The following is a 16417-nucleotide window of genomic DNA, read 5'->3' as shown; positions in this document are numbered from 1 at the left end:
CAAGGCACGGCGAGGCTGGTTGAGCGGCCCGACTGGCGCCGCTGCCTGGGTCAAGAGGCTGGCTATTGACCCTCGAAATCGAAAAATTCACGACAAGCGGGTAAAAAAAGCCCGGCAGCAAACGGTAACGATCTGACGTTGCCCCGCACGCAGGCGCCGCATTATAACCAGCGTTCTGCCCTTGGGGGCTACTGCGCCGCAGGTTGTAGGGCGTGGGTTCGCTGGCAGTAGATGAAAAATCTGCTAACAATGCACACGGTGCGTATAACGGCAGCTACGCCATAATGCGCGCCGAGATAAGAGGAGCATCCAATGAGCAGCACCGCACAAACTGCTGAAGGCGAAAAAATTCTCATCGTTGATGACGATCCGGGGCTGAGCAGCCTGCTGGAGCGTTTTTTCAACTCCAAGGGCTATCGTGCCCGCGCGGTGCCGAACACCGAGCAGATGGATCGCCTGTTAGGGCGTGAAGTCTTCAACCTGGTCGTACTCGACCTGATGCTGCCCGGCGAAGACGGCCTCACCGCGTGCAAGCGCCTGCGCGGTGCGAACAACCAGATCCCGATCATCATGCTCACCGCCAAGGGCGATGAGCTGAGCCGTATCAAAGGCCTGGAACTGGGTGCTGATGACTACCTGGCCAAACCGTTCAACCCCGATGAGCTGATGGCGCGGGTCAAGGCCGTGTTGCGTCGCCAGGCGCCGGCGGTACCGGGCGCACCGGGTAGCGAAGACGAAAGCGTCACCTTTGGCGACTACGAACTGTCGCTGGCCACCCGTGAGCTCAAGCGCGGTGAAGAAGTGCACATGCTCACCACAGGTGAATTCGCAGTGCTCAAGGCCTTGGTGATGAACGCTCGCCAGCCGCTCACCCGTGACAAGCTGATGAACCTGGCCCGTGGCCGGGAATGGGACGCCCTGGAGCGCTCCATTGATGTGCAGATTTCCCGACTGCGCCGGATGATCGAGCCAGACCCGTCCAAGCCGCGGTATATCCAGACCGTGTGGGGTGTGGGTTATGTGTTTGTGCCGGATGGCACCGCAACCAAGTGACCGATGATTTGCAGGGGCGGGTATCCTGGCGTTTGACCCCATGAAGGTCGACGGGATGCCCGGCGTCTGCAATTCTGCGAGCACCGCTCGTTCCTGCAAGGTGTGCAGCTTTCATCTATGAAAACCCCGCTGTGGTTCCCACAAAGTTTCTTCTCCCGCACCCTCTGGCTGGTGCTTATTGTCGTTCTGTTTTCCAAGGCACTCACGCTGGTTTATCTGCTGATGAACGAAGACGTGCTGGTAGACCGGCAGTACAGCCATGGCGTCGCCCTGACGTTGCGTGGTTATTGGGCGGTAGACCCTGAGAACCGCGAAAAAGTAGCCAAGGCATCGACCCTGACTCGGGTTGACGGCGCCGGTGTGCCTGAAGGCGAGCAACATTGGCCTTACAGCGAGATTTACCAGCGCCAGATGCAGGCCGAATTGGGTGCCGACACCGAGGTGCGCCTGCGTATGCATGTTTCGCCTGCGCTGTGGGTGCGAGCGCCCAGCCTGGGGGATGCGTGGATCAAGGTTCCGCTTTATCCGCACCCGCTGCGCGGGCAAAAAATCTGGAACGTGTTGGGTTGGTTCCTGGCCATTGGCTTGCTCTCAACGGCGTCTGCGTGGATTTTCGTCCGCCAGCTCAACCAACCCCTCAAACGCCTGGTGTTTGCCGCTCGCCAACTGGGCCAGGGGCGCAGTGTGCGCCTGCCGGTCAGCGACACCCCTAGTGAGATGACCGAGGTGTACGGCGCGTTCAACCAAATGGCGGAAGACGTCGAACAAGCTGGGCGCGAGCGCGAGTTGATGCTGGCAGGGGTGTCTCATGACTTGCGCACACCCTTGACGCGATTACGCTTGTCCCTGGAGTTGATGGGGGACCATACCGACCTCACCGATGACATGGTGCGCGACATCGAAGACATGGACGCCATCCTGGACCAGTTCCTGGCGTTCATCCGTGACGGGCGGGATGAGGTGGTCGAGGAGGTCGACCTCACCGACCTCGTGCGTGAAGTGGTTGCGCCCTATAACCAGAACGGTGAACAGGTGCGCACGCGCCTGGAGCCGATCCAGCCGTTCGCCTTACGCCGGGTGTCGATGAAGCGCCTGCTGAACAACTTGATTGGCAACGCCTTGCACCATGCCGGTTCCGATGTGGAAGTGGCCGCGTACGTCTCCGGCGACAGTGCCGCACCTTACGTGGTGCTGAGCGTGATGGACCGTGGCACAGGAATCGATCCGGCGGAACTGGAAGGTATCTTCAACCCCTTCACCCGTGGCGACCGAGCCCGAGGTGGCAAGGGCACCGGGTTGGGGTTGGCGATTGTGCGGCGGATTGCGTCGATGCATGGCGGCAATGTTGAGTTGCGCAACCGCGAAGGCGGCGGGTTGGAAGCGCGGGTGCGGCTGCCGTTGGGGTTGATGTTGCCTAGGGACGCTGTCTAACAAACATATGAATGCAAATGTGGGAGCTGGCTTGCCTGCGAAGAGGGCGGCACATTCAACGTCGTTGTTGACTGAGCTACCGCTATCGCAGCATAGGTATCTACACAATTTTGTACGTTGTAGCAGCCGACGGTAACTACGATGCGAAGCGAGTCGCTCTTGATCTGCTTTTGATCTTGATCTCAAGCGCCCCGTTAAACCACGCTGGCCGTAATTCGACAGTGATTTGGGGGGTAAACCGGCAGGGATGCCGGTTTAGCCGCCCCGCGCCATGGATGGCGCGTGGCGGCGGCCCCCCAAATCACTGGCGGATTACGGGCACACCGAGCCTAGGCGAGGTGCCGAGTGGTGGGGCAAGAGCGTTTTGCTTACTTTTGCGCTTTTCAAAAGTGAGCCGCTGTCAGAGCGGAACCCTAAGTGGCCGTTACCGCAGGAATGGATATGTACTCGGTATAACTGTGTCGATTGTCAGGCCGCCTTCGCGAGCAAGCCCGCTCCCACATTGGGACCGAGGGGCGCCAGGTAGATAGCCGCCGGCTGGCAGGCCGCTATCGCAGGCAAGCCAGCTCCCACAGGTGTTTTGTGATGGGTGGTAGATGTGGGTATTCAGCCCTTGCCCTTGGTCCGAGTCATATTCGGCCCGCCGTTCTTCTCCAGATGCTGAATGATGATCCCCGCCACATCCTTACCGGTGGTGGTTTCGATCCCTTCCAGGCCTGGCGATGAGTTTACTTCCATCACCAACGGGCCATGGTTGGAGCGCAGGATGTCCACGCCCGCCACGCTCAGCCCCATCACCTTGGCCGCACGCAGCGCTGTCATGCGTTCTTCCGGGGTGATCTTGATCAGGCTGGCGCTGCCGCCACGGTGCAGGTTGGAGCGGAACTCACCGGGCTTGGCCTGGCGCTTCATAGCCGCAATCACCTTGTCGCCCACCACGAAGCAGCGAATGTCCGCGCCGCCCGCTTCCTTGATGTACTCCTGCACCATGATGTTCTGCTTGAGGCCCATGAACGCCTCAATCACCGACTCCGCTGCCGTTGCTGTTTCACACAGCACCACACCGATGCCCTGGGTGCCTTCGAGCACCTTGATCACCAACGGTGCGCCGTTGACCATCTCGATCAGGTCGGGAATGTCATCCGGGGAATGGGCAAAACCGGTGACCGGCAGGCCAATGCCCCGGCGCGACAGCAGTTGCAGGGAGCGCAGCTTGTCCCGCGAGCGCGCAATGGCCACGGATTCATTCAGCGGAAACACGCCCATCATTTCAAACTGGCGCAATACCGCGCAGCCATAGAACGTCACCGAAGCGCCGATACGCGGGATCACCGTATCAAAGCCTTCCAGGGGCTTGCCCCGGTAGTGGATCTGCGGCTTGTGGCTGGCAATGTTCATGTAGGCACGCAACGTGTCGATCACCACCATTTCATGGCCACGTTCAGTGCCGGCCTCGACCAGGCGGCGGGTGGAATACAGACGCGGGTTTCGCGACAGCACAGCAATCTTCATGCAGCACCTGGGGCAGAAATAGTGGAGACCGGGAACACCGGCTTGTCTTGAACGTACTTGAGGCCTGGATTGACCACCAACTGGCCGTCAATCAGTGCCTTGGAGCCCAGCAGCAGGCGGTAACGCATGGCTTTGCGACAGGCGAGGGTGAACTCTACCCGCCATACCCGATCACCCAGGGCCAGGGTGGTGCTGATCACGTAGCGCACCTGTGCATGGCCGTTGGAGCTCTTGATGGTTTTCATCGTCACCAGGGGCGCTTCACAGCGCCGGTGACGCAATTGCACCACGCTGCCCAGGTGCGCGGTAAATCGCACCCACTTTTCACCGTCGCGCTCAAAGGGCTCGATATCGGTGGCGTGCAGGCTTGAGGTGCTGGCGCCGGTGTCGATCTTCGCGCGCAGGCCCGCCACTCCCAAGTCGGGAAGTGCCACCCACTCACGCAGACCTACAACGGTCAAATGGTCAAATGTCTTCAATAGGGTTAACCGGTCAATTTGCCCAGGCTTGAGGAGATACCTCAGCCAACGCTTTGAGTGCAGGCTTGGCGAACCAGAAACCCTGCATCAGAAATATTCCGCAGTCGGATAGGAAGTCGCGCTCGCCGGCACTTTCGATGCCCTCGGCGATGACAGTAACCCCCAACTGCTCACAGATTGTGACAATCCCCCGGACGATCACTTGACGGACACGATCCTGGTCGACATCGCGAATCAGCGCCATGTCGAGCTTGATCAAGTCAGGTTGGAAATCGGCCAGCAGGTTCAGCCCCGAATAGCCCGCACCGAAGTCGTCGATGGCGGTCTTGAAGCCGAATTCGCGGTATTCACGCAGAATATTCGTCAAATGGCGATAGTTATCTACGTGCTCGCTTTCCAGGGTCTCGAAAATCAGCCGGTCCAGCGGGAAATTGTGCGCCCGGGCGGCCTCCAGCGTGCTGCGGATACACAGCTCCGGGCGATATACGGCATTGGGCATGAAATTGATGGAAAGGTGAGTCTGCATGCCCAAGGCAGCGGCACCGGCGATGGCTTTGGTCCGGCAGCGCTGGTCGAAGCGGTAGCGATTGGTTTCGTTGACCTGAGCCAGCACCGACAGCGCGCCTTCTCCCTGGGTACCGCGCACCAAGGCTTCGTGGGCGAATATCGAATGGTCACGCAGGTCTACGATAGGCTGGTAGGCAAACGCAAAATCGAACCCCAGCGGCTCGCTTTGCTGGCAGCCCACGCACCGCTGGTTGGGCGAGGTGAGTGAAACGGGAAAGTCGGTCACGGCGTATCCTCGCGAAAACAGGGTGCTACCTGGCGTATCTTAGGTGAGCCTGGGGGTTTATGCGTCGAAGGGTTTCAACGGTAAAGTTGCGACATTTTTCAGAGCGAGGAATTCAAGTGGCTCAAAAGCAGGAAGAGCAAGAGAAGGTCCGGTTGGACAAGTGGTTGTGGGCAGCCCGGTTCTACAAGACCCGCGCCCTGGCCAAGGCGGCTATAGAGAGCGGCAAGGTGCATCATCGCGGCGAGCGCTGCAAGCCGGGCAAGGAACCGCGCGTCGGTGACGAGTTTCAGATTCGTACAGGGTTTGATGAAAAAACCATCGTGGTACAGGCGCTTTCCATTGTGCGCCGCGGCGCGCCCGAAGCGCAGGCGCTGTATGCGGAAACCGAAGCCAGCATTGCCAAGCGTGAGAACGCTGCGGCCATGCGCAAGGCGGGCGCTTCAGGCTTGACCACCGATGGCAAGCCAAGCAAGAAGCAGCGCCGCGATCTGTTCAAGTTTCGCGGCAGCGGCAATGACGACTGATTACACGAGTCGCCCATGCAAACTCGATCAAATGTGGGAGCAAGCAAGCCCGCTCCCACTTTTAGCCCTTGGGGTTACGCAGTTGTGCGCATGACACTCAACCGCCCAATAACGGGCAACTTGCTCAGTAGCCCGAAAAGCGGCGCCGTCATGCGCAACAAAGTGCCCGATACCTTCGCCGCAAACGGCGTGTAATACCCCCACCCCAACGCCAACAGCGCCAGCAGCACGCCGCCGATGTAATCATCCTGGCCCCAGTGCGCGCCGGCCACCAGCCTCGGCATCATGAACAGCAGCGCCAGGCCCCAGATCACCAGCACCTGGCCGATGCGCCGGGCGAACACGCTCATGAACATCGCCCAGATCAACAGCACCGAAGCATGGTCGCCGGGGAAGCTCTGGCTCGAGCGGTCCTTCAGCTCCCAGGTTTTCTCCAGCCCTGGGAAAAAGTCGCTCATTTGAATCGCGCCGCTGATGACCATCGACGGGCTACTGTGCTGCCAGCCCATGTGCGCCGCGAGTTTGGAGAACAGCATGCGGATAAACAGCAACAGCAGCAGGATGCCGAGGAAGCCAAAAAACGCCTGGCGCACCTGCACGGCCTTGAACACCCAGTCGCCGCGAATCAGCAGCGCCAGCAAAATCACGCCGACCACTGCATCAAACGGTCGCAGGCTCGCCACGGCCCATACATGCAACCAGGTCGAGTTCGTGGCCAATGGGCCATTGAGCAGGTGAAACAGCCACTCGTCGAAAATCACACAGAGCATCTGGCCCGTGGGCCACAGCCAAAAACACAGCAGCCCGATAGCGAGTAGATTGCAAAGAGCCCATCGCCGGAGGTTCCAGTTGGCTTGGAACAAACCCGGATTGTTCATAAACTGTCCCTCATCGCTCTATTGCGCTCCTTGAATTCAGGAGCAGGCGCACCAAGATGGTGCTAAAGCGTTTAATTTTATAAACCTTGTAATCATTTTGTCATCACTTCAGATACCCAGACCTATGACTGATCTACCGGATACCGACTTCACCCAACGCTTCATCTTCGATGAGAGCGATGCCCGCGGCGAGATGGTTTCGTTGGAGCTCAGCTATGCCGAAGTCCTTGCTAAACACGCCTATCCGGAGCCGGTCGCGCAATTGCTCGGCGAGTTGATGGCCGCCGCGGCGCTGCTGGTGGGCACCATGAAGTTCGACGGTTTGCTGATCTTGCAGGCTCGTTCCGAAGGGCCGGTGCCCATGTTGATGATCGAGTGCTCCAGCGAGCGCGAGATCCGTGGCCTGGCTCGCTATGACGCTGAGCAGATTGCTGCAGACGCTACCCTGGCCGACCTGATGCCCAACGGCGTCCTGGCACTGACTGTCGACCCGACCGAAGGCCAGCGCTACCAGGGTATTGTCGACCTCGATGGCCAAACCCTGTCGGAATGCTTCACCAACTACTTCGTCATGTCCCAGCAAGTGGGCACCAAGTTCTGGCTTAACGCCGACGGCAAGCGCGCTCGCGGTTTGCTGGTGCAACAACTGCCGGCCGATCGCATCAAGGATGAGGATGACCGTGCCGAAAGCTGGCGGCATATCATCGCCCTGGCCGACACCTTGAAGGCCGAAGAACTGCTGGGCCTGGACAACGAAACCATCCTGCACCGCCTCTACCATGAAGAAGCCGTGCGCCTGTTCGACGCACAAGGCCTGCGCTTCAATTGCAGCTGCTCGCGCGAGCGTTCCGGCAACGCGCTGGTCAGTCTGGGCCTGGAAGATGCGCAAAACCTGGTGGTGGAACATGGCGGCCATATCGAGATCGACTGCCAGTTCTGCAACCAGCGCTACCTGTTCGATGCGGCTGATGTAGCGCAATTGTTCGCTGGCGCAGGCAGCGACACCCCTTCCGACACCCGCCACTAAAACGTTTAAGCACAGGTAAATCACCTGACAAACGCCGGATTAGAGGTGTTCTGACGGGAGGGCCCTACTCTTTTTGGGCTTTTCTGGCATAATCCGGCCCACTTTTTTCGCGGTAGTAGTGCGCAACTTTCTACTACAAAACGTTTGGAGCACTCGGCCATAGGCCGACGGGGAACCTCATGACGCAAGCCAATAACGCCGTATACACCGATCTGAGTGTTGACGATCTGGTCAAAGAAGCCCTGCAGCGCGGTGAAGGCGTGCTTGCCGATACTGGCGCGCTGGTCGTAGAAACCGGTCACCGCACCGGTCGTTCGCCGGTTGACCGTTTCATCGTTGAAGAGCCTTCCACCCAGGACGCCATTGCCTGGGGCCCGATCAACCGCAAGTTCCCGGCCGACAAGTTCGATGCCCTGTGGGCTCGCGTCGAGGCCTTCAACAACGCGCAAGAGCATTTCGTTTCCCATGTTCACGTAGGGGCTGCAGAAGACCACTACCTGGCCGTGAAAATGACCACCCAGACTGCCTGGCAGAACCTGTTCGGTCGTTGCCTGTTCATCAACCCGGCCCAGTACAACCCGGCCGGTCGTGAAGAGTGGCAAGTGCTCAACGTGGCCAACTTCGAGTGCGTGCCAGAGCGTGACGGCACCAACTCCGACGGTTGCGTGATCCTCAACTTCGCCCAGAAAAAAGTACTGATTGCCGGCATGCGTTACGCCGGTGAAATGAAAAAAGCCATGTTCTCGGTGCAGAACTTCCTGCTGCCGGCTGCCGACGTGCTGCCAATGCACTGCGCCGCCAACATCGGCGAAGCAGGCGACGTGACCCTGTTCTTCGGCCTGTCCGGCACTGGCAAGACCACCCTGTCGGCCGACGAAAGCCGTTACCTGATCGGTGACGACGAGCACGGCTGGGGCGAAGGCGTGGTGTTCAACATCGAAGGCGGTTGCTACGCCAAGTGCATCGACCTGTCCGAGAAGAACGAGCCGGTTATCTGGAAAGCCATCAAGCATGGCGCAGTGCTGGAAAACGTCGTGATCGACGAGGCCAAGCACGCCGACTACGCCGACGTCAGCCTGACCCAGAACAGCCGTGCCGCCTACCCGCTGGAGCACGTTGCCAAGCGTTCCGAGAAGAACCTGGGCGGCGAGCCAAACGCGGTGATCTTCCTGACCTGCGACCTGACCGGCGTACTGCCGCCTGTGTCGATCCTCAGCGAAGAACAAGCGGCCTACCACTTCCTGTCCGGCTACACCGCTCTGGTGGGTTCGACCGAAATGGGTTCGGGCAGCGGCATCAAGTCGACGTTCTCCACCTGCTTCGGCGCGCCGTTCTTCCCACGCCCGGCCGGTGAGTACGCAGAGCTTCTGATCAAGCGCATCCGTGGTTTCGGCTCCAAGGTCTACCTGGTCAACACTGGCTGGACCGGCGGCGGCTACGGCGTTGGTAAACGCTTCAACATCCCGACCACTCGCGGCGTGATTGCAGCGATCCAGAGCGGCGCGTTGATCGGTGCGCAAACCGAACACCTGGACACCATCAACCTCGACGTGCCATTGGCCGTACCGGGCGTTGAAACCGGCCTGTTGAACCCACGCAACACCTGGGCTGACAAGGCTGCCTACGACGAAGCCGCGAAGGCGCTGGCTGGCCTGTTCATCGAAAACTTCAAGAAGTTTGAAGTCAGCGATGCGATCAAGGCGGCGGGTCCTAAGTTGTAAGATTCGCTGGTTGTAAAAAAGCCGCCTCTTAAGTAGGCGGCTTTTTTATGCGCGAACGATTAGTCGGCGATGTGCAGTACCACTGCACCGACCAGCACCAGCACGACGCCTGCCACCTGCACCGCTGACAATCGTTCCTTGAAAAACACGAACCCCAGAATCGCCGCAATGCCTCCCGACAGCGTACTGATCACGGTCACCACCGACACCGAGCCGGCCATCGCGCCCCACGAAAATGCCGAGAACCCGCCGAGATTCATCAAGCTCGCCCCGGTCAACGTCGCGCAGTTTTTCAGCGGCGGGATCTTCAGGCCATCCTTGATCTTCAGCACCATCACCACCAGCACGCACAGGCCCACCAGGTAGCCGAGCCACAACATGCTGATCGGCCCCAACGCCGGCAGTGTGTAGCGGCCTTGCAGCCAGAAACTGGTGCCATACAAGGCTGCGGCGAACATGGCGTAGGCAATCGACAGGCGCGGGTTGTTGTGGGGCGTACCGTTGTCCTTGTGAATGCTGGACAGCACAACGCCGATCACGCACAAAGCGATGCAACCCAGTTGTACCAGGCTGATGTGCTCACCGCTGGCCCAGGAGAGCAGGGTGGTCACCACTCCATAGGACGTCACCAGCGGCGCGACGATGGCCGCTTTGCCCAAGGCAAAGGCTTTGGACAGCGCAAGGGCGCCGGACACCGTCAGCAGGGCGGCGGCGATACCCAAAAGCCAGACGCTGAAAGGCGCATCAAGGGATTTGAAAAGGAAGGCCGGGAAAATGACCAGCAGGAGGGTCATGATCAAAAAGCCGAGGGCTTGGCCGAAATACACCGCGCGTTTAACGCCAACGGCGCGGGCGTTGAGGCCCACCAGAAAGTCCGTGCCACCCCATAGCAGGGCGGCCAGCAGGCCCATTGTTACGTCCATTGACAGTCCTTGTTATTTACACGGCTCGCCAGATTAGCGCAGATCCAATGTGGGAGGGGCTTGCCCTAATACTGTAGGAGCGAGCTTGCTCGCGAAAAACGTCAACGATAACGCGTGCTTCCTGAATAAACGCGGCGCCTGTGAGTTTTTCGCGAGCAAGCTCGCTCCTACAGAAAAATCTTCATTGGAGTCAGCTCAGGTTTTCCAGCGTTTGCGTGTCCCAGCTATGGTTCTTGATCGCCAGGTAGAGCATGCCGATGGTCAACGGAATCTTGTCGCCACGGCCCTTGGCGCGACGCTTCAGGAACACGTCGAACACCGGCGGCTGGAAGTAACGATAGGCATCGTAGTCACCCAGGTCGACCCCGAAATCCTGTTCCAGCGCCTCCATAAATTGCTTGGCCTCAACGCCATCGCACCCGAGGTCGAAGTTCAGTGAGGTATGCAGGCCAATGGTCTTGTGTTTTGGCAAGTCGATTTCTTCATGTAGCAATTGCATAAGTTGCTGCATGACAGGGTCTTCGGGGAAGTTGGGAGAAAGGTTCATGGTGGTTGCAATCATCAAAGGGTGAGTGTTTTTTACCCTGCGATAGATATTCGAGGTGCTCAGCAACCCGATGCCTGTCACAAAGGCGACTATCGGCAGACTTTCAAGCTGTGCCCCTATGATCCAGGACGTGGCATACAACAGAAGTGTTGGACCGGTTATCAATAGGCAGAGCCCGAGCCATTTTCTGAGTAGGGGCAACCTTATTGTTCTATCAATGACAGCGGCCAGTATTAAGAAGAGCAGCAAATTGATCCACTGAATGTATTCATTCATAGCACCAGCCACCCTGGCAATCCCGGTTTGCCAGTACCAAGGCGAATCATCGTGAAGGTGATGCCATAGCGGCCGATGTGTTGAGTCCTTTCTATGTTCACAAATTATGCCGAGAGCGTTGGGAGAGGGGGCTAGTGTCGTCCAGGCAAAGGGCTTTTCTGTAGAGGGGCGAGACACTGTTTGAAGCAGTTTGGGAAACGGACGACGCGCCGTTTTTTGGTTTCTTACAATGCCTTCCTGCATTTTATGACTTGATACCGATTCTGCCGGCTGAACCGAGCAAATGTGGAAACCGGCTTTTTGTAGGAGCGAGCTTGCTCGCGAAAAACGTCAACGGTAACGCGTGCTTCCTGGATAAACGCGGTGCTTGGTAGTTTTTCGCGAGCAAGCTCGCTCCTACGGGTATTAGGGTTTGCCCGCGATGGCGGTATAGCCTGATACGCCGCCATCGCAGGCAAGCCAGCTCCCACAGGTTTAGCTGTGTAGCGGATTGCTGTGTGGTGGCTGGTCGGTCGCTGGTTGCAGTTGTACGTGTTGCGTAGCTTCCAGCAAATCACAGCCGTCCTGAACGAGCAGGTACAGCGCATTGATGATGTGGGATATGTCTTTGAGGTCGGCGTGTTCGAAGGTCAGGCAGGAGAAGGTTTCCAGTAAGTCGCTGGCGGCGCGGATGCGCTGGTGGGCGGCGGATTGGATGTCTTCGGCTTTGGCTTCGGTGTCTATGAGAAGAGGGTGGGTGTCGGTGAAGTTAGTGCGTAACTGACGATAGCGATTGGTGGGAAGGTTCGGCTTTGTCATCACAGTGTTCCAATACAGATTCAAAGAAATACGCCAGAAGAGCTGGCACGTTGTCTCTGCTGTTTTTCGGGTGACCAAGCCCGGTCGCTGAATTGGCAGCGACGAGCCCAACCTTAGAAGTGAGTTTGTTCTCGGGCAATAAACAGATGGTTTAATCGTTCGCGGTTCGATCAGACACTGAGAGGCTTGCTGATACAACGCTCAAAAATCGCTTCCAATCCCCGATAGTCACACGCCACTGCATCAATATTCGCGGGTATCCAGGCCGCATGTTTTACCAGCCACCAATTCACCGAAAACCCCGCATTCACGATGATCTGTTCAAACAGGATCCGCTGCGCCCGGCCATTTCCCTCGCGGAAGGGATGAATGACATTCAGGTCGCCATAAGCTTCAGCGATTTGACGCACAAGGTCAGCCTGAGTCGCACCAACATACCAATTGGCGTCTTGCATATGCCGGACGATTTTCGCCGCCTCTGGTGGAATACGCTCTGGGGTGCAAAACAGCGTGTCGCCTTTCTGGATGTTGACGCTGCGCAGTTCGCCGGCCCAGTCATAAATGTCACCGAACAGGATGCGGTGAATGTGTTGCAGACGATCAAGGTCGTAGGGCGGCGGAAAGAGTGGAAGGTTGCCTACGGCGATTTCGGATAATTCCCGCTCGGCCTGGTGCAGGCGTGCTTCATCGAGCAAATCGAGGCGGTTGCGCAGGATGCTGCTACCGGGATAGCAGTACGGGTCCTGGCCCACCCCGTATTTGTCGAGCATCAGCGTGAGGTGTTGCGGTACTTGGCAAGAACGGCTTCGCGTGTCGGCAGGGGTTTGTCGACGTCGGTCGGTTGGGTATCGAACCCTTCCAGGCGCAGGCTGGCCAGGTAATTGGAACGGCGGATCTTGTGATAGTGATCCTGTTTTTGCTCAAACGTCAGTTCGCTCATCGCTGCGTCCTCTTGGAAAGCAAGGCTTGATTGTAGCGCAATGCGTAGCTCGGTAGGCGGGATAAAAACCCCGTCACAATCTGTATAAAAAATCTGCCAGCGAGCTCATTTCAGCGTATGTTTCACCGCAAAATCTTGTAGGGCGATTCCGCCCACTACTTAAAGGGAGTTAAGCATGGGTTTGCTTCGTGTCGCCTCGGCGATGTCTTTGTGTGCGGTGGCGTTTTCTGTCCAGGCCGAGCAGTTGCCGATTGAGGTGCTGAGCGCGGTGGTCAAGGACCAGAAAATTGGCGATGCCGAGGTGCTGTTGCAACGTAACGGCGCACAGAACGTGGTGGGCCGTACCAACGCGCAAGGCCAGGTCACGCTGACCAGTGAGGCGGCTGACGATGCCAGCAACCTGCTGATCATCAAGAAGCCTGGCTATTCCAACCTGGTGGTGAAGTGCCCGTGCAAAGGCATGACTTATGCCATCAGCCCGGTGATGGAAAACCTCGACGGCCTGCGTGTGGTGTTGACCTGGGGCAAGGCTCCGCGTGACCTCGATTCCCATATGATCTTCCCCGGCAATAACATCTTCTTTAACAATAAAAAGGGCACCGACGCCGAACTGGACGTGGATGACACCGACAGCTATGGCCCGGAAACCATCACCCTGCAGAAAAAGCACTACGGCGAAAGCTACGTCTATGCCGTGCACGACTATTCCAACAGCGGCTCTCCCACCTCCAGCGAGTTGTCCAACAGTGAGGCCAAGGTGTTCGTGTACATGGGGCAATCCCTGGTACGCACCTACTATGTGCCGCAGAACCGCACCGGCAACCTGTGGACCGTGTTCCGCATGACCGGCAGTGGCGACTTCCAGGACATCAACGCCTTCACCGGCGTGAGAGTGGGCGCCGAAGATGTGCTCAACGAGGTCAAGCCGTTGCTCGATGACAGCGTGGCCGTCACCGCCGTGACGGTGAGCTCGTCGGTACAGGCCGATGCGAAAAAGCTGAACCTCAAGGGCGAAGCGGCCTACCAGGCCGGTAACCTGGACCAGGCCATCGACTTCTTCCGTCAAGCCATCGAGCTGGATAACGGCTTCGGCAAGGCTTACGGCAACCTGGGCCTGGCGTATCAGAAAGCCGGCAATACTGCGGAGTCGATCTGGGCCAACCGCAAGGCTATCGCCCTGGCCACCGGTACCAATGCCGCGACCGTGCGTGCCGGTGCTTACTACAACATTGCACGCATCTATGAAGCCGCCGGCCAGTTCCCGGATGCGTTGCGTCATTACCAGTTGGCCAAAGAGCAAAAGGCCAACCCGGTGTATGACACGGCGATTGAGCGGGTGCAGAACCGCTGATTCAGCTGTAGCTCGGTTGTGAAATGTGGGGGAGGGCTCGCCAGCCCCACATTTTTAATCTGCTGCTTCCTGTTACGTTCTCAGAAAACTCCCACTTCGGCCCTGAGCCATCCCTCCCCCTGTGTATCATCCTGTCTCTTTTTTCCTTGCGACCTTTCTCGATTCGCTGAACTTACTGGGCTACGTTTTTAAGCCACGTTCAGCGGTCAATGGAGTGACAGCCTTATGCACGACACCCTCCAGCAGGTCTTTGGTTACCCACACTTTCGCTTGGGCCAGGAAGAGACGGTCAGCGCCGTGCTGGCTGGGCGTTCTGCCGCCGCCATTTTCCCTACGGGGTCGGGCAAATCATTGTGTTACCAGCTGTCGGCCGTGTTGCTGCCGCACCTGACGCTGGTGGTGTCGCCGTTGCTGGCATTGATGCAGGACCAGTTGGGTTTCCTGCAGCGCCATGGCATTTCGGCGGGCAGTATCGATTCGGCCCAGAGCCGTGATGAGGCCAATGATGTCATGGCCCGTGCGCGATCGGGCGAGCTCAAGATCCTGATGATTTCCGTGGAGCGTTTGAAGAACGAGCGTTTCCGTAATTTCCTGAACAGCGTGCAGATCTCGTTGCTGGTGGTGGACGAGGCGCACTGTATTTCCGAATGGGGCCACAACTTCCGTCCGGATTATTTGAAGCTGCCGGACTACCAGCGCCAGTTCAACATCCCGCAGGCGCTGTTGCTGACGGCCACGGCTACACCCAAGGTGATCGCCGACATGCAGGCCAAGTTCGCCATTGCTGCCGAGGATGTGGTGACCACGGGCTTCTATCGCTCCAACCTCAACCTGCTGGTGGAACCGGTCAGCGGCCACGACAAACGCCGCAGGCTGGTGGAGTGGATGAAAGCGCGGGCCAACCAGCCGAGTATCGTCTACGTCACCTTGCAGAAAACCGCCGAGCAGATTGCCGAGCATCTGAACCGCCACGGTATTCAGGCCGAGGCTTATCACGCGGGGCTGCCCCACGAAAAGCGCGAAGGCATCCAGCAGCGTTTCATGGGCGGGCGCTCCAATTGCATTGTCGCAACCATCGCGTTTGGCATGGGCATCGACAAGAGTGACATCCGCAATGTCGTGCACTTCGACTTGCCCAAGTCCATCGAGAACTACAGCCAGGAGATCGGCCGCGCCGGGCGTGACGGGCAGCCGTCGGATTGCCTGGTGTTGGCCAACCGCGACAGCCTCAATGTGCTGGAAAACTTCGTGTACGGTGACACGCCGGAGCAGGAAGGCATTCGTCGTGTACTCGAGGAGTTGCAGGCGGCGCGTAGCGAAGGCCAGTGGGAGTTCCTGCTCAGGTCGCTGTCGGACCACAGCAATATTCGCGAGCTGCCGCTCAAGACGCTCCTGGTGCAGTTGGAGCTCAAGGGCGTGATCGCGCCGCGCTATGCGTTTTATGCGGAATACCGTTTCAAATACCTGATCGAGCCCGAGGCCTTGCTGGCGCGCTTTTCTGGCGAACGGCAGCAGTTTGTCGCGGCGATCATCCAGGTATGCAAGCGCGCTAAAACTTGGGCGACGGTGGATTTCGATGCGCTTTATCAACAGCACAATGCCGAACGTAGCCGGGTGGTGAAGGCGCTGGATTATTTTCAGGAGCAGGGCCTGATCGAACTCGAAAGCAAGCAGATGACTGAGGTCTACAGTTTGTTCGACACCGATTTCGACCCGCAGCTGTTGAGCGCCGAGTTATACACAGGCTTCAAGCAGCATGAGGTGACGGAGGTCGCGCGGATACACGCCATGCTCGACCTGTTCGCCACCGAGCACTGCCTGGGGCAACGCCTGGCGCGCTACTTTGGTGATGAAAATGCGCCCCAGCGTTGCGGGCATTGTTCGGTGTGCCACGGCCAGGTTGCTCATCTGCCGGCGCCGCCGAGCCTGCCGCCGCTTGTGGATAAAAACTTCATGGGGCTGTGCGGTGATTTTATCCACAGGCATCATGAGCACACGGGGGACTTGCCGAATGCGGAGCGTCTGACGCGTTTTCTTGGCGGTATCAGCGTACCGTTGTTTACCAAGTTGAAGGCGCGAGGCATTCCGGGTTTTGCTGCGCTGGAAGATTACCCCTACGCCGAGGTGCGCGACTGGGCCCATGCTCAATTGGATCAACTTTGAC

Annotated in this window: 16 protein-coding genes; 7 read left to right on the top strand and 9 right to left on the bottom strand. The window is 58.5% G+C overall.

Going from position 1 to position 16417, the window contains the following annotated elements; genetic code table 11:
• Nucleotides 1-312 precede the first annotated feature (312 nt).
• Together ompR and CRN80_RS07105 are read left to right on the top strand one after the other, a co-directional pair.
• Nucleotides 313-1053, top strand: coding sequence for a two-component system response regulator OmpR (ompR, locus tag CRN80_RS07110; protein ID WP_003187669.1), 741 nt, complete (start codon nt 313-315; stop codon nt 1051-1053).
• 117 nt (nt 1054-1170) lie between these two features.
• Nucleotides 1171-2484, top strand: coding sequence for an ATP-binding protein (locus CRN80_RS07105; RefSeq protein WP_003187671.1), 1314 nt, complete (start codon nt 1171-1173; stop codon nt 2482-2484).
• A 606-nt stretch (nt 2485-3090) separates the two neighbouring features.
• Here CRN80_RS07105 and rimK read toward each other — a convergent pair.
• The 3 genes from rimK to CRN80_RS07080 all read right to left on the bottom strand — a co-directional run bounded on the left by rimK (nt 3091) and on the right by CRN80_RS07080 (nt 5268).
• Nucleotides 3091-3996 (bottom strand): 30S ribosomal protein S6--L-glutamate ligase, encoded by a 906-nt coding sequence (gene rimK, locus CRN80_RS07090; RefSeq protein ID WP_098949831.1) that lies wholly within the window; start codon nt 3994-3996, stop codon nt 3091-3093.
• A complete protein-coding gene (locus tag CRN80_RS07085) occupies nt 3993-4409 on the bottom strand; it encodes an ATP-dependent zinc protease (RefSeq protein WP_229999889.1) in 417 nt (138 codons plus the stop codon). The genes rimK and CRN80_RS07085 overlap by 4 nt, the downstream gene beginning before the upstream one ends.
• 79 nt (nt 4410-4488) lie before the next feature.
• Nucleotides 4489-5268 carry an EAL domain-containing protein gene (locus CRN80_RS07080; protein ID WP_098949830.1) on the bottom strand — a complete coding sequence of 260 codons (780 nt, stop codon included), beginning with the start codon at nt 5266-5268 and terminating at the stop codon, nt 4489-4491.
• Nucleotides 5269-5384: 116 nt separating this feature from the next.
• Here CRN80_RS07080 and CRN80_RS07075 point away from each other — a divergent pair, with 116 nt between their 5' ends.
• Nucleotides 5385-5792 carry an RNA-binding S4 domain-containing protein gene (locus tag CRN80_RS07075; protein ID WP_056782615.1) on the top strand — a complete coding sequence of 136 codons (408 nt, stop codon included), beginning with the start codon at nt 5385-5387 and terminating at the stop codon, nt 5790-5792.
• 74 nt (nt 5793-5866) lie between these two features.
• On the opposite strand, the gene CRN80_RS07070 is transcribed toward CRN80_RS07075, so the two are convergent.
• Nucleotides 5867-6670, bottom strand: coding sequence for a phosphatase PAP2 family protein (locus tag CRN80_RS07070; protein WP_098949829.1), 804 nt, complete (start codon nt 6668-6670; stop codon nt 5867-5869).
• 124 nt (nt 6671-6794) lie between these two features.
• Between CRN80_RS07070 and hslO the strand changes: the two genes are divergently transcribed.
• A complete protein-coding gene (gene hslO / locus CRN80_RS07065; protein ID WP_003187686.1) occupies nt 6795-7697 on the top strand; it encodes an Hsp33 family molecular chaperone HslO in 903 nt (300 codons plus the stop codon).
• 179 nt (nt 7698-7876) lie between these two features.
• Nucleotides 7877-9418: a phosphoenolpyruvate carboxykinase gene (locus CRN80_RS07060; protein ID WP_005783824.1), complete on the top strand. Its 1542-nt coding sequence runs from the start codon at nt 7877-7879 to the stop codon at nt 9416-9418.
• A 59-nt stretch (nt 9419-9477) separates the two neighbouring features.
• On the opposite strand, the gene CRN80_RS07055 is transcribed toward CRN80_RS07060, so the two are convergent.
• The 5 genes from CRN80_RS07055 to CRN80_RS07035 form a co-directional block, all read right to left on the bottom strand.
• Nucleotides 9478-10341, bottom strand: coding sequence for a DMT family transporter (locus tag CRN80_RS07055; RefSeq protein WP_256588713.1), 864 nt, complete (start codon nt 10339-10341; stop codon nt 9478-9480).
• Between the two features lie 190 nt (nt 10342-10531).
• A complete protein-coding gene (locus tag CRN80_RS32085; RefSeq protein WP_098949828.1) occupies nt 10532-10888 on the bottom strand; it encodes a DUF1493 family protein in 357 nt (118 codons plus the stop codon).
• 750 nt (nt 10889-11638) lie between these two features.
• Nucleotides 11639-11962: a hypothetical protein gene (locus CRN80_RS07045; RefSeq protein ID WP_098949827.1), complete on the bottom strand. Its 324-nt coding sequence runs from the start codon at nt 11960-11962 to the stop codon at nt 11639-11641.
• Between the two features lie 170 nt (nt 11963-12132).
• Nucleotides 12133-12732: a putative adenosine monophosphate-protein transferase Fic gene (locus tag CRN80_RS07040; protein ID WP_098949826.1), complete on the bottom strand. Its 600-nt coding sequence runs from the start codon at nt 12730-12732 to the stop codon at nt 12133-12135.
• Nucleotides 12732-12902: a YhfG family protein gene (locus CRN80_RS07035; RefSeq protein ID WP_003187692.1), complete on the bottom strand. Its 171-nt coding sequence runs from the start codon at nt 12900-12902 to the stop codon at nt 12732-12734. Before CRN80_RS07035 ends, CRN80_RS07040 begins: the two co-directional genes overlap by 1 nt.
• Before the next feature lie 175 nt (nt 12903-13077).
• Here CRN80_RS07035 and CRN80_RS07030 point away from each other — a divergent pair, with 175 nt between their 5' ends.
• The gene (locus CRN80_RS07030) at nt 13078-14253 is read left to right on the top strand and encodes a tetratricopeptide repeat protein (protein ID WP_032894112.1); all 1176 of its coding nucleotides are present in this window, start codon (nt 13078-13080) and stop codon (nt 14251-14253) included.
• Nucleotides 14254-14478: 225 nt separating this feature from the next.
• Nucleotides 14479-16416 (top strand): ATP-dependent DNA helicase RecQ, encoded by a 1938-nt coding sequence (locus CRN80_RS07025; protein ID WP_098949825.1) that lies wholly within the window; start codon nt 14479-14481, stop codon nt 16414-16416.
• Nucleotide 16417: the final 1 nt, after the last annotated feature.

This window comes from Pseudomonas sp. FDAARGOS_380 (assembly GCF_002591235.1).
In the GTDB taxonomy this organism is placed as follows: domain Bacteria; phylum Pseudomonadota; class Gammaproteobacteria; order Pseudomonadales; family Pseudomonadaceae; genus Aquipseudomonas; species Aquipseudomonas salmasensis.
Note: the sequence above shows the minus strand (reverse complement) of the source record. Positions and strands in the feature narration are given on the sequence as shown.